Here is a 13,583-nt window from a genome sequence, read left to right as displayed (position 1 = left end):
TGTAAGTCTCAGGAGTGCGTCTTGCAAGTTCTGTTTCCCAACCCCTTCGGCCAGCCTGCCGCCAGCGCACAGGAAGTTGCAGCGCTGCAGGCGCACATTGGCTTCTCAGATGCTTATGCGCAGTTTCTGATCACACAGAACGGCTTTTCCATGTATGCGCTGGAACAGGCCTCAGACCACGCCAGCTATCTTCATGACAGCACCGAGATTGCCAGCGAAAGCCACGCCAACTTTGCCGACCTCTTCAGCTTTGGCGCGCAACTGCATCAGGAAGACCTGAAAACCGTGCAGTCCGAATTTCTGCTGGCCCGCTGGTTTGTAGCCATTGGCCACGACCAGGGCGGCAACCCATTTGTGGAAGTTCTGCACGGTCGGCACAAAGGAAAGATCGGCAGTCTGGACCACGACCTTTTTCTGGGCGCCAGCGATCTGCAGGAATTCTTCGGCGATATGGAGCTGGAGCATATTGCGGCACTCAGCCTCGCCGATCAGGCCGATGCACTGTGCGACTCCAAGCTGGGCCTAATCTGGTTTCACGCCAGTGACCTGAATCACTTTACGGCCTGCTGCATTCACTGCGACGACGGTTTCTGGGGCTTTGTAGTGGACGAGCCCAAAATCTGAGGCATCTGGGACAATCGCGGCCTTGTTCTTGCTCCATCGCCCTGCCCGCCGTGTCCTCCTCTTCACAGGTCCCCTTCCAGATTTTTGACGCCATCATCATCGGCGCCGGTGCCGCCGGCCTGTTCTGCGCGGCCCAGGCCGGCCAGCAGGGCCTGAAGGTGCTGCTGATCGATCATGCGCCCAAGGTGGCCGAGAAGATCCGCATCTCGGGCGGCGGGCGCTGCAACTTCACCAACCGAGATCTGGACGTGCGTGCGCCGCACAAGCATTTTGTGGGGCAGAACCCTCAGTTCTGCCGCTCGGCCCTCTCGCGCTTCACACCCGCCGACTTCATCACGTTGATGGACAGACACGGCATTGCCCACCACGAAAAGCACAAGGGCCAGTTGTTTGCCGACCATTCGGCCGAGGACATCATCGCCATGCTGCTGGCCGAGTGCAGCGCGGGCGGCGTGCAGCGCTGGCAGCCTTGCCAGGTCAAGAAAGTAGTGCTTTCGCCGTCAAACCAAGACACAGAAAGCGATTTCAGCTATCAGATTGAAACCGATCGTGGCCTGGTACAGGCCGCCAACCTGGTCATTGCCACTGGCGGCCTGAGCATTCCCAAGATAGGCGCCACCGACTTCGGCTACCGTCTGGCCCAGCAGTTCGATCTGCCGCTGATCGAGCGCACGCCCGGCCTGGTGCCCATGACCTTCGACGGCGAAGGCTGGCAACCCTACGCGGGCCTGGCCGGTCTGGCCCTGCCCGTGGAAATCAGCACCGGCAGCAAAAAGGAGCGCATGAGCTTCCACGAGGATTTGCTGTTCACCCACCGCGGCCTCTCGGGTCCCGCCGTGTTGCAGATCTCCAGCTACTGGAAGCCCGGCACCCCGCTGCAGATCAATCTGCTGCCTGGTGTGGATCTGGCCGAGGTGCTGGCCCAGGCCAAGCTCCACTCGCGCAAGCTGGTGGCCAACGAGCTGGCCGCCCATCTGCCCGCGCGCCTGGCCGATGCCTGGGTCGGCCGCATGCCCGAGTTGCAGCGCCCCATCAACGAGGCCGGCGACAAGGCCCTGGCCAGACTGGCCGAGCAGCTGTCGCGCTGGGAGATCACTCCCACGGGCACCGAGGGCTATAAAAAAGCCGAGGTCACGCTGGGCGGCGTGGACACCAGGGTGCTGTCCCAGCAAACCATGGAATGCAAGACCCGGCCGGGCCTGTACTTTATCGGCGAGGTGGTGGACATCACCGGCTGGCTGGGTGGCTACAACTTCCAGTGGGCCTGGGCCAGTGCCGCCGCCTGCGCCCAGGCCATGGCGGAAAAGCAATTGGTCATGGCTTGAGCGACTGGAACCGAAGCGCCTGCCGCCATGAAAAAAAGGATGGTTGAGCCATCCTTTTTTGCTGCCAGCGCCTCCGGCGCACCATCCGGTCAGGCAGAAAATTCCTTGCCTTCATAGTGTTCGGGAACCTTGAGCTGCCCCGAGGCGATGGCAGCCGACGCATTGCCCACGCGCTCGCGCACAGCGGCGGCCACGCCCTGGCCCATGGTCAGGCGTACGGCGGCCGGGTCGCTCAAACCGATCTTGCGAATGCCCGGGCCGGGCGCACCGCGCTCCTGCATATCCTTGACGGCCAAAAACGCGCCAATGCCCACATCGGCCCAGGCGGAAGCGACAAACACCTGCGGGTCCACCGTGGTCCAGTCGATCACATTGCCGATCTGGCGCGTGCCCGCCTCGCGGCAGGCCTGGGTCACGCCATCGCGGCCGGAGTTGAGCATGGTGAAGATCACATCGGCACCGGCAGCCATCTGGGCCCTGGCAATGCGGTGCGACAAGGCGTTGTCGTCCTGATCGCCCGAGAAGTTCGTCAGCAGCTTGACCCTGGGATCGGTATCGCGCACGCCGGCCGCATAGGCTGCACGCCCCTTGAGTCCCGGGGGCACGCGAATGCCCGACATATGGCCGACCACCCCGGTTTTGGTGGTCAGCGCCGCCAGCACGCCGGCCAGATAGGCCGACTCCTCCTGCAGCACGTCATAGCTGCAGAGATTGCTTCCCTGTACCGCGCCCTGGGTCACGACGAACTGGGTCCTGGGAAAGCGCGCCGCAACTTCGGCTGCAGCCTGATTGTTCTGCCCGCCATGGGCAATCACCAGTTGCGCCCCCTGCTCCGCAAGCTGTGCAAGAGCCGGCACCAGCAACTCCTTCCTGGGCGCCATGCCGTCGAGAAAGCGGGTCTGCACGCCCAGCTCCTGGCGCGCTTTTTCCAGGCCGCGCCAGCCAGCCTCCATAAAGCCCTTGTCGCTGCGCGAGCCCGCAAACAGACCACCCACCACCAGGGAACCGCCGGATGCGGCAGGCCCGGAAACTCCGGCCCTGCCGGCACAGGCCGTCAATGCCAGCAAGCCCGGCACGGCTACGGCCGAAGCCATCCATTGGCGACGCGAAATAAATGAGGAATGAGAAGCGCTGGACAAGATGGAAGCTCCTTGAACACAGAAAAACAGCGACGCGCACAGGCACGAAACCCACTTATTCCTTGACCTTGGTCACGAAATAAAGCCTCTAAACTGTATGCAATTTCCGTGCACACGATACTCCCAAGAAACCCCAGCGCCGGGCTCGGCTGTCCTGGCGCCTGGGCAGCACCGTGCTCTTGCATTGCGCATCCGGCTTCGCTCCGCAATACACGCGACTTGAACGCGCCGATAGTCCAAAAGGCACAATGGCGGTGCCTGAATCTGGTCTGCGACAACGCCCTGCCTGCCGCCGCAAAACCATGCGCGCGCGACCGACGCCGGATTGCTTCACGCCCCATTGAAGACGCAGCCCAAGTCTTGGTCTATAATGCTCGACTTTGCTGGCATTACCCCGTCGGCCATACTAGTTAAAAAGTGGCGGGGAAACCGCTGTTCACGGCTCTCAGGCCCGATCTTCCCGAGAACCCTCTGTCAGCACAGATATATCTGGAAATTAAATGACTACCATCCGCGTCAAAGAAAACGAGCCCTATGAAGTTGCCCTGCGCCGCTTCAAGCGCACCATCGAAAAGCTGGGTCTGCTGACCGATCTGCGTGCTCGCGAGTTCTACGAAAAGCCCACAGCCGAGCGCAAGCGCAAGAAGGCTGCTGCCGTGAAGCGTCACTACAAGCGCGTTCGCAGCATGCAACTGCCTAAGAAGCTGTACTAATCGTTGATTAGGACCAGTCGGCCTTAAAACAGCCGCAAACCCGCGCTCGGGACGCCAGGCGCGGGTTTTTTGTTTTCTGGCCACTGCCAAGCCTGCCCGGCTGCGCAGTGACCTCCCAGCGCATGGACAGTCAGCGTCCGTTCGCCCACCCCAAGGAGAAAGCCATGAGCCTGAAAGCCCAGATTACCGAAGACATGAAGACCGCCATGCGTGCCAAGGACAGCGCGCGCCTGGGCACCATCCGCCTGCTGCAGGCCGCGATGAAGCAAAAGGAAGTGGACGAGCGCATCGAGCTCGACGACGCCGCCGTCATCGCCATCGTCGACAAGCTGATCAAGCAGCGCAAGGACTCCATCGCCGCCTTCGAAGCCGCCAACCGCGCCGATCTGGCCGATGTGGAAAAGGCCGAAATGGAAGTGCTCAAGGTCTATCTGCCCGAACGCATGGGAGAAGCCGAGATCACCGCAGCCGTGCAGGCCATCGTGGCCGAACTGGGTGCCTCCGGCCCTGGCGACATGGGCAAGGTGATGGGCGCCGTCAAGGCCCAGCTGGCCGGCAAGGCCGATATGGGCCTGGTGTCCGCTGCCGTGAAGGCCGCGCTGACCCGATAATTGGCAAATAGCCTGGGCCGCCACGCGGCATCAGGCTCAAAAACAGAAGCTGCTTGCGCTGGTTGTGCATATCTTTCAGACTCAAAATAATCTGAAATTCATGCATATCAATCGATAACAGCTTCTTTTTTAATAGCACCCCTCAATCCCGTGGACGCCTGTTTGCTGAAGAACTCCTGCAGGAACTCGACGCAGACCCGCACCTTGGCCGAGCGCTCCAGCCGCGTCGGATAGACGGCCCAGATATTCGCCTGCTGCTGCCACTCTGGCAGCAGCTGCACCAGGCTGCCGGCCTGCAGATCGGCCGCCACATCCCACAGCGAGCGCAGCACGATGCCATGGCCGTCGCGCGCCCATTGCACGGCCATCTCGCCATGATTGGTGGACAGCGGCCCGGTCACTTTCACGCTGCGCTCCTGACTGCCCGAGCGCAGTTTCCAGACACCGAAGGGATGATCGCGCTCCTTGATGACCAGACAGTCATGTGCTGCCAGTTCATCAAGCGTGCGCGGGCTGCCGCGCCGCTGCACATAGGCCGGGGCCGCGCACAGCACGCGGTGGTTGTCGGCCAGATGCCGGGCAATCAGGTGCGGCGCGATCTCGTCGCCCACGCGCACATCGAGATCGAAGCCCTCGGCCGCGACATCGACGATGCGGTCAAACACCTCCAGGCGCAGCTGCAGCGCCGGATATTGCGCAATCAGCTGCGACAGCGCGGGCGCCACCACATTGCGGCCAAAGCCGAAGCTGGTGGACACCCGCAGCAGGCCGCGCGGCTGGCGCCGCGTCACGTCCACCTCCTGCAGCAGATGCTCGACCTCGTCCAGAATGCGCTGCGCCCAGTGGTAGACGCGCTCGCCCTGCTCGGTGACAGCGACCCGCCGTGTGGTGCGATGCAGCAGCTTCACGCCCAACTCCTGCTCCAGCAGGCGGATGCGCTTGCTGACAAAGGCCGGCGAGGCATTGTGCGCGGCCGCAGCCTCGGCAAAGCTGGCTTTGCGCACCACGGTGGTGAAGACACGCAGGTCTTCGGGCGAGGGCATTTTCTGCACGATCTGTAAACAATCAGGCCACGATCAGTCAATTGTATTCAGTTATGCAAGGTGCAAAAATACCGCCAGGCACAGGCTGAGCCGCTGCCTCGCCACCCAACACACTCACGAGAGAGCACCATGTCCACTCCCAAAAAAATTGCAGTCATCGCCGGCGACGGCATCGGCAAGGAAGTCATGCCCGAAGGCCTGCGCGCGCTGGAAGCCGCAGCCAGGCGCTTCGACCTGCCGCTGGAGTTCCACCATTTCGACTGGGCTCACTGCGACTACTACGCCGAACACGGCCAGATGATGCCCGACGACTGGAAGGCCCAGCTCTCGGGCATGGATGCCATCTTCTTCGGCGCCGTGGGCTGGCCCGCCACCGTGCCCGACCATGTCTCGCTGTGGGGCTCGCTGCTCAAGTTCCGCCGCGAATTCGACCAGTACATCAATCTGCGCCCGGTGCGCCTGTTCGAAGGCGTGCCCTGCCCCCTGGCCGGCCGCAAGCCCGGTGACATCGACTACTACGTGGTGCGCGAGAACACCGAAGGCGAATACACCTCGCTGGGCGGCGTGATGTTCGAAGGCACGGACCGCGAGATCGTGATCCAGGAATCGGTCTACTCGCGCAAGGGCGCCGATCGCCTGCTCAAGTACGCCTTCGATCTGGCCCAGAGCCGCGCCAAGAAGCACGTGACCCTGGCCACCAAGAGCAACGGCATTGCCATCAGCATGCCCTGGTGGGACAAGCGCGCCGACGATGTGGCCAAGGACTACCCCGAAGTCACGCTGGACAAACAGCACATCGACATCCTGACCGCGCGCTTCGTGCTTCAGCCCGGCCGCTTCGACGTGGTGGCCGCCACCAATCTGTTTGGCGACATCCTGTCCGACCTGGGCCCTGCCACCACGGGCACCATCGGCCTGGCACCATCGGCCAACCTCAACCCCGACCGCAACTTCCCCTCGCTGTTCGAGCCCGTGCACGGCTCGGCACCCGACATCTACGGCAAGAACATCGCCAACCCCATTGCCATGGTCTGGTCGGGCGCGCTGATGCTGGACTTCCTGGGCCGCAGCGAAGGTGCCTGGCGCCAGGCCCACGACACCATCGTGGCCGCCATAGAGCACACGATCAAGGCCGGTCCGCTGACGCCAGATCTGGGCGGCAAGGCCAACACCACCGAGGTGGGTGAAGCCATCGCCGCGGCCATCGCCAAGGCCTGATGACTCCGGGCTGGCCCCAGCCGGCCCGATTCAAGGCGCACCCCGCACAGGCTGAACCTGCACCGGGTGCTTTTGCACGCCTGAACGCCCAGGGCCACCGGCTGCGGCGACCTAGGCTTCAGACCGCGATTTGGCTTTGGCTTGCGAAGCCGGTTTTCTGGCCGACCGTGCCTGGGCATTGCGCTGCGCAGCGGCCTGCACCAGTGCCTGGAACGCTGCGGCGTCAAGCGCATCGCCCAGATGCAGGTCTATGGCCCGGCGCGTGGCGCCTTCAAGACTGGCATTGAACAGGCCGGCCGGATCGGCCAGGGCCGCGCCATGCGCGAAGGTCAGCTTGACCACGGCCTTGTAAGTCTCGCCCGTGCACAGAATGCCGTCCTGCGACCATACGGGCGTTCCACGCCATTTCAGCTCTTCCACCACGGCGGGCAAGGCCTCTCGGATCAGCGCCCGCACGCGGGCCAGCATGGCGCCGCGCCAGTCGTCCAGGCCGGCAATCCTGGCATCGATCAGAGCCGAAGCCTCGGGGCCGCCGACAGGTTCGGCCGAAGGTGCAGGCATGGGTAGCAAGGCAGTCATAGATGGGTCTCCATGGTTGGACCTGGAACCATGTCCGGCACAAGGCTCAAGGCATGGGACAAGGATTGCACCACGGTAGCACGCCAGAGCAGAGCGGTCCCAGAGTGCCAGCCCGCCCCATATCAGACTCATTCCAGGCTCAGCCCAGCTCGCCCGCAACCTCGCGCAGGCATTCGACCAGCAAGCCCGTGGTCGGCGTCAGCGGCTGGCCACGCAAGGTGATCAGGCCGACGGGCGGCAGATCTATGGGCACGACCAGATCCAGCATGGCCAGCGTACCCAGGGCAGCATGGCAGCGGGCCACGCCACGCGCCATGAAGGCCACGGCGCCGCGCTGGTGCACAAAGGTCAGCTGCGAGAGAAAGGACGCGGTCTCCACGATGTCGGCCGGCGGGTGCAGGCCGTGGGCATAGAACTGCTGCTCCAGCTTCACACGCAGCGAGGCCCAGGGCGGTGGCAGCACACAGGGCTGGCCCGCCAGGGCCTGCCAGCTGGCCGCGCCCGGCGCCAGCAGCGCATGACCGGGTCGCACCACAGCCACCATGGGATCGTCGTACAGCGCCTCGGTCTCCAGATCAGGCGCGGCATAGCCGGGCTCCAGCCGTCCCACGAACAGATCCAGCTCGCCCAGGCGCAGCTTGGGCAGCAAGCGCGTCAGGTCCCCTTCCTCCACCATCACCGTGGTCTGGTCCGAACGCGCTTTCAAGCGCTCCACGGCGCGCGCCAGCAGCACCGGCGTGGCCACCACCATGGCCCCCACACTGGCGCGCCCGCGGGCACCGCTGGCCTCGGCAGCCATCTCGTCGCGCGTGCGTTCGAAACCGGCCAGCACCGAGCGTGCAAAACGCACCATGCTGACACCGGCTGCCGTGGGTTCGGTGCCGCGCGTGGAGCGCTCGAACAGAGCCATGCCCAGCATGCGTTCGACCTCGGCCAGAGTCTTGGAGACGGCAGGCTGGGTCACTGCCAGAAACTCGGCCGCACGGCCCAGGTGGCGGAACTGATCCAGCGCCACCAGCAGCTGCAGATGGCGCAGCTTGAGGTTGGAGCGCAGCACACGATCGATCTTGCTCATGGTGCTTCATTACCTAATAGTTATGAAGAGAGTCTATCTTTTCATTGGATTGTCATGGAGCAGTTTTGAACAATCGGGGCTGGCAGTTCATATAACGACAGGAGACAAGCGATGATCCCCCCACACAGCAGCCGACGCAGCTTTGTGCTCGGCACCCTCGGCGCAGCCACGCTCGGCACTTCCACCCGCCTGCTGGCCCAGACCTGGCCCGAGCGCCCCATCACCTTCATCTGCCCCTGGCCTGCCGGCGGCACGGCCGACCAGTCCATGCGCGCGCTGTGCACCGTGGCCAGCCGCATCCTGGGCCAGGCGATTGCAGTGGAAAACCGCGCCGGAGCCTCGGGCATGATCGGCTCCAAGGCCCTGGCGTCGGCGAAGCCCGACGGCTACACCATCGGCCAGATCCCGATCTCGGTCACGCGCTTCTCCCAGCTGGGCACGCTGCAGGCCGATCCGCGCAAGGACTACACCTATATCGCGCGCACCTCGGGCCAGACCTTCGGTATCGCCGTGCCGGCCAACTCGCGCTTCAAGACCTTGCAGGACTTCGTCGCCGCCGCCAAGGCCAAGCCCGGCAGCATCACTTACGCCCACGCCGGCGTGGGCGGCGCCACGCATGTGGGCATGGAGGAATTTGCGGCCGCAGCCGGCATACAGCTCAGCCACGTGCCCTACAAGGGCGGCGCCGAGGCGCTGCAGGGCGTGCTGGGCGGCCATGTGGATGCGCTGGCCGACTCCAGCTCCTGGGCTCCACATGTGGAAGCCGGCAAGCTGCGCCTGCTGGCCACCTGGGGCGAGCAGCGCACGCCGCGCTTCAAGGAGGTGCCCACGCTCAAGGACCTGGGCTACAACGTGGTCGTCGATGCGCCCAACGGCATCGGCGCGCCCAAGGGCCTGCCGCCCGCGGTCGAAGCCAAGCTGCGCGATGCCTTCCGCCAGGCCGTGGCCAGCCCCGAGTTCAAGGCCGTGGCCGACAGGCTGGACGCGCCCTTGCTCTACCTGGACGGCCCCGACTATGCCAAATATGTGAACACGGTCTACCAGAAGGAGACCCTGCTCATCGACAAACTCAAGCTGCGCGACCTGATGCGCTGACGCGCCGCGTCCCCACCGCCTCAGGCCCGCCATCCCCGGACTCCAAGATGCTCTCCTCCTCTTCTTCCCTGCTGCACCTGCACCCCAACGACAATGTGCTGGTGGCCAAGACCGCCCTGGCCCTGGGCCAGGACATTCCCGAGCTGGGAGTGCGCACGCGCGCCCAGGTGCCGGCCGGCCACAAGATCGCGGCACGCCGCATCGCCGAGGGCGAGCAGGTCAAGAAGTACGACACGGTGATCGGCGTCGCCACACGCGACCTGGAGCCTGGCGACTATGTGCACAGCCACAACCTCAAGCTGGTGGACTACTACCGCGACCCCTCGTTCGGTGCCGACGTACGGCCCGTCCAGTATGTGCCCGAGGAACAGCGCGCCACTTTCCAGGGGTTTGTGCGAGCGGGCGGCGGCGTGGGCACGCGCAACTTCATCGGCATCCTGTCCTCGGTCAACTGCTCGGCCACCGTGATCAAGCGCATCGCCGCCCACTTCACGCCCGAGCGGCTGGCAGCCTTTCCCAATGTGGATGGCGTGGCCGCCTTTGCCCAGAACAGCGGCTGCGGCATGTCCTCGCCCAGCGAGCACTTCGACGTGCTGCGCCGCACCCTGGCCGGCTATGCGCGCCATCCCAACCTGGCGGGCGTGCTCATCGTGGGTCTGGGCTGCGAACGCAACCAGGTCGATGCCTTGGTGGATTCGCAAGGCCTCAAGGAAGGCCAGTTGCTGCGCACCCTGGTGATGCAGGAAGTGGGCGGCACACGCGCCACCATCGCGGCCGGCATTGCCGCCATCGAAGAAATGCTGCCCATCGCCAACCAGGCCCAGCGCAGCACCGTCGCTGCCAGTCACCTCAAGATCGGCCTGGAATGCGGCGGCTCGGACGGTTTTTCGGGCATCACGGCCAACCCCGGCCTGGGCGCGGCCATGGACATTCTGGTGCGCCACGGCGGCACGGCCATTCTGTCCGAGACGCCCGAGATCCACGGCGTGGAGTTCATGCTCACGCGCCGCGCCATCAGTCCCGAAGTCGGCCAGAAGCTGCTGGACCGCCTGGCCTGGTGGGAACGCTATGCAGCCGGCCAGAACGCCCAGTTCAACGGCGTGGTCGGTCATGGCAACCAGGCCGGCGGCCTGGCCAACATCTTTGAAAAGTCCCTGGGCAGCGCCATGAAGGGCGGCACCACGCCGCTGCGCGCCGTCTATGAATACGCCGAGCCCATCACCGAGCACGGCTTCGTCTTCATGGACTCGCCTGGCTACGACCCGGTGGCCTCCACCGGCCAGATCGCCAGCGGCGCCCAATTGATCTGCTTCACCACGGGCCGCGGCTCCATGTTCGGCAGCAAGCCTGCACCCACCATCAAGCTGGCCAGCAACACGCCCATGTACCAGCGCCTGCAGGAAGACATGGACATCAACTGCGGCGTGGTCGTCGACGGAGAGCTGAGCGTGCCCGAGCTGGGCCAGCAGATCTTCGAGCAGATCCTGCGCCATGCCAGCGGCGAACCAACCAAGAGCGAAGCCTTGGGACTGGGCGACCACGAATTCGTGCCCTGGCATCTGGGCATCGTGAGCTGAGGAAAACGCATCTTCCAGAGCTTTGCGCCCTTATCCGATCTTCACTTTCTGCGATTTTCACCATGAACGCCACGCCACTCAGACTGCAACGCACCGAACTGCAGCGCAGCGCCAACTTCATCGCCGGTGCCTGGACGCCTGCTGCCAGCGGCGCCAGCTTTGCCGTGACCGATCCGGCCACGGGCAACACCATCACCAGCGTTCCCGATTCAGGTGCGGCCGATGCGCGCGCCGCCGTGAACGCCGCCCAGGCAGCCCTGCCCGCCTGGCGCAAGCTGCCGGCCAAGCAGCGCGCTGCCATCATCAAGCGCTGGAACGATCTGGTGCTGGCCCATCAGGACGATCTGGGCACGCTGATCTCGCTGGAGCAGGGCAAGCCCCTGGCCGAAGGCAAGGGCGAAGTGGCCTATGCCGCCAGCTATATCGAATGGTTCGGCGAGGCCGCCACGCGCATGAATGGCGAAGTCATTCCCGCGCCCGTGCCGGGCCGGCGCATGTTCGCCCTGCTCGAACCCGTGGGCGTGGTCGCCGCCATCACGCCCTGGAATTTCCCGGCCGCCATGATTGCGCGCAAGATCGCGCCGGCCCTGGCTGCGGGCTGCACCGTGGTCTGCAAGCCGGCCGAGGACACACCGCTGACCTCGCTGGCCCTGGTGCTGCTGGCACATGAAGCCGGCGTGCCTGCCGGCGTGCTCAATATCGTCACGGCCTCGCGCGAGCGCACGCCCGAGGTGGTCGATCAATGGCTGGATGACAGCCGCGTGCGCAAGATCACCTTCACCGGCTCCACGCCCGTGGGCAAGCACTTGGCGCGCCGCAGCGCCGACACCCTCAAAAAGCTCTCGCTCGAACTGGGCGGCAATGCGCCCTTCATCGTTTTCGAGGACGCCGATGTGGCTGCGGCCGTGGACGGCTTCATGGCCGCCAAGTTCCGCAACGGCGGCCAGACCTGCGTCTGCCCCAATCGCGTCTTTGTGCACCGCTCGGTGCACGAGGCCTTTGCCCAGCAACTCAGCGCCCGTGTGGCGGCCCTGCACGTGGGCCCGGCCAGCGACCCGGCCTCGCAGATCGGCCCCATGATCAACGACCGCGCGGTCGAGAAAATCGCCCGCCATGTGGAGGACGCGGTGGCCAAGGGCGCCAAGGTGCTCACGGGCGGCCGCCGCCTGCCCGAGCTGGGTCCCACCTACTACGCCCCCACCGTGCTCTCCGGTGCCACTGCGGCCATGGCCTGCGCCTGCGAAGAGACCTTCGGCCCCGTGGCCCCGCTGACCGTGTTCGACGACGAGGCCGAGGTCATCGCCGCGGCCAACGACACGCCGTTCGGTCTGGCCGCCTATTTCTACAGCCAGGACCTACGCCGCATCTGGCGCGTCGCCGATGCCCTGGAATCGGGCATCGTGGGCGTCAACGAAGGCGCACTGGCCGCCGAGGCCGCCCCCTTTGGCGGTGTCAAGGAGTCAGGCTACGGCCGCGAAGGCTCGACCCACGGGCTCGACGATTACCTGCACATCAAATACGTCTGCCAAGGTGGATTGGATTGAATGCAGAACACCACCCGGAAGAGCTGCGCGGTCAGCCCAGGCCCTTGCTTGGCGTCTCTGGCTTGGGCCGCGCCAGTTACAGGCCCCGCGCCTATTCACCTGCACTCAGCCCTTTCACTGAATCGAGACCCCCATGCCCGCACTGAACCCCTTCAAGACCGCCATCGCCGCACGCCTGCCCCAGATCGGGCTGTGGCTGTCCATGGCCGCCCCCTACCTGGCCGAAGCTGCCGCCACCACAGGCTATGACTGGTTGCTGATCGACGGCGAGCATGCGCCCAACGATCTGCGCAGCACCCTGGCCGCACTGCAGGCCGTGGCCCCGCACCCGGCTCAACCGGTGGTGCGAGTCGTGGAAGGCAGCACGGCCCTGATCAAGCAGATGCTGGACATCGGCGTCAAGACGCTGCTCGTGCCCATGGTGGACACGGCAGACCAGGCCCAGGCCATCGTGGCCGCCACGCAATACCCGCCTCTTGGCGTGCGCGGCGTCGGCAGTGCCGTGGGACGTGCCTCTCAGTGGAGCAGCCGCGCCGACTATCTGAATGTGGCCGACGACGAGGTCTGTCTGCTGGTGCAGGCCGAGACCACCACGGCCCTGAAAAATCTCGAAGCCATCTGCGCCGTGGACGGCGTGCACGGCGTCTTCATAGGTCCTGCCGACCTGGCAGCCTCCATGGGCCACCGCGGCAACCCCGGCCACCCCGAGGTGCAGGCCGCCATCGAGGCAGCGATGCAGACCATTGTTGCCAGCGGCAAGGCTGCAGGTACGCTGACCTCGGACCCCGCGCTGGCACAGCGCTACCTTCAGCTCGGCTGCAGCTTTGTAGCCGTGGGTGTGGATGTGTTGATGTTCGTGAATGCCGCGCGCAAGCTGCGTACCCAGTTTGCCGGCTCCACGGTGGCGGCCCCGGCACTGCCAGGAGCCGCCTACTGAAGCCTTGAGGCACAACGTTGAAGTTGCAACCATGCCCGCATATCCTGACGAAGATGCCGAACAGCCGCCAAAGCCAGGGCAGCATCACAATGCGCGTGGCCTC

At 65.0% G+C, this 13,583-nt stretch carries 13 protein-coding genes; 9 read left to right on the top strand and 4 right to left on the bottom strand.

Annotated features, from left to right (window positions below):
* Positions 1 to 21 precede the first annotated feature (21 nt).
* Together JAO85_RS22340 and JAO85_RS22335 are read left to right on the top strand one after the other, a co-directional pair.
* A complete protein-coding gene (locus tag JAO85_RS22340) occupies positions 22 to 624 on the top strand; it encodes an SMI1/KNR4 family protein (RefSeq protein ID WP_059441119.1) in 603 nt (200 codons plus the stop codon).
* A gap of 50 nt (positions 625 to 674) precedes the next feature.
* Complete coding sequence (locus JAO85_RS22335; protein ID WP_202789057.1) at positions 675 to 1,949, top strand: NAD(P)/FAD-dependent oxidoreductase; 1,275 nt, start codon at positions 675 to 677, stop codon at positions 1,947 to 1,949.
* Between the two features lie 89 nt (positions 1,950 to 2,038).
* Here JAO85_RS22335 and JAO85_RS22330 read toward each other — a convergent pair whose 3' ends face one another.
* Entirely contained in the window at positions 2,039 to 3,088 is a 1,050-nt protein-coding gene (locus tag JAO85_RS22330; RefSeq protein WP_237734955.1) for a BMP family protein, read from the bottom strand.
* Between the two features lie 500 nt (positions 3,089 to 3,588).
* Between JAO85_RS22330 and rpsU the strand changes: the two genes are divergently transcribed.
* Together rpsU and JAO85_RS22320 are read left to right on the top strand one after the other, a co-directional pair.
* Positions 3,589 to 3,801, top strand: a complete 213-nt coding sequence (rpsU, locus tag JAO85_RS22325; protein ID WP_003052999.1) for a 30S ribosomal protein S21 — start codon at positions 3,589 to 3,591, stop codon at positions 3,799 to 3,801.
* Between the two features lie 164 nt (positions 3,802 to 3,965).
* A complete protein-coding gene (locus JAO85_RS22320) occupies positions 3,966 to 4,412 on the top strand; it encodes a GatB/YqeY domain-containing protein (RefSeq protein ID WP_039049219.1) in 447 nt (148 codons plus the stop codon).
* 107 nt (positions 4,413 to 4,519) lie between these two features.
* Here the strand turns inward: JAO85_RS22320 and JAO85_RS22315 are convergent, their stop codons facing one another.
* A complete protein-coding gene (locus JAO85_RS22315) occupies positions 4,520 to 5,455 on the bottom strand; it encodes a LysR substrate-binding domain-containing protein (protein ID WP_202789068.1) in 936 nt (311 codons plus the stop codon).
* Between the two features lie 129 nt (positions 5,456 to 5,584).
* Between JAO85_RS22315 and JAO85_RS22310 the strand changes: the two genes are divergently transcribed.
* Complete coding sequence (locus JAO85_RS22310; protein ID WP_012839310.1) at positions 5,585 to 6,673, top strand: tartrate dehydrogenase; 1,089 nt, start codon at positions 5,585 to 5,587, stop codon at positions 6,671 to 6,673.
* Between the two features lie 111 nt (positions 6,674 to 6,784).
* Here the strand turns inward: JAO85_RS22310 and JAO85_RS22305 are convergent, their stop codons facing one another.
* On the bottom strand, positions 6,785 to 7,252 hold the full coding sequence (locus JAO85_RS22305; protein WP_202789056.1) for a DUF1801 domain-containing protein: 468 nt from the start codon (positions 7,250 to 7,252) through the stop codon (positions 6,785 to 6,787).
* 139 nt (positions 7,253 to 7,391) lie between these two features.
* Positions 7,392 to 8,327 (bottom strand): LysR substrate-binding domain-containing protein, encoded by a 936-nt coding sequence (locus JAO85_RS22300; protein ID WP_034352726.1) that lies wholly within the window; start codon positions 8,325 to 8,327, stop codon positions 7,392 to 7,394.
* 111 nt (positions 8,328 to 8,438) lie between these two features.
* On the opposite strand from JAO85_RS22300, the gene JAO85_RS22295 reads away from it, so the two are divergent.
* The 4 genes from JAO85_RS22295 (at position 8,439) to JAO85_RS22280 (ending at position 13,480) form a co-directional block, all read left to right on the top strand.
* Positions 8,439 to 9,422 (top strand): tripartite tricarboxylate transporter substrate binding protein, encoded by a 984-nt coding sequence (locus JAO85_RS22295; protein ID WP_202789055.1) that lies wholly within the window; start codon positions 8,439 to 8,441, stop codon positions 9,420 to 9,422.
* 47 nt (positions 9,423 to 9,469) lie between these two features.
* Positions 9,470 to 10,999, top strand: coding sequence for a UxaA family hydrolase (locus JAO85_RS22290; protein WP_202789054.1), 1,530 nt, complete (start codon positions 9,470 to 9,472; stop codon positions 10,997 to 10,999).
* A 62-nt stretch (positions 11,000 to 11,061) separates the two neighbouring features.
* Positions 11,062 to 12,543, top strand: a complete 1,482-nt coding sequence (locus tag JAO85_RS22285; protein ID WP_202789053.1) for an NAD-dependent succinate-semialdehyde dehydrogenase — start codon at positions 11,062 to 11,064, stop codon at positions 12,541 to 12,543.
* Positions 12,544 to 12,676: 133 nt separating this feature from the next.
* Positions 12,677 to 13,480: an aldolase/citrate lyase family protein gene (locus tag JAO85_RS22280; protein WP_202789052.1), complete on the top strand. Its 804-nt coding sequence runs from the start codon at positions 12,677 to 12,679 to the stop codon at positions 13,478 to 13,480.
* The last annotated feature ends 103 nt before the right edge of the window (positions 13,481 to 13,583 follow it).

The organism is Comamonas sp. NyZ500, from assembly GCF_016772095.1.
GTDB classification, from domain to species: domain Bacteria; phylum Pseudomonadota; class Gammaproteobacteria; order Burkholderiales; family Burkholderiaceae_C; genus Comamonas; species Comamonas thiooxydans.
This window is presented reverse-complemented; position numbering and strand designations above follow the sequence as displayed.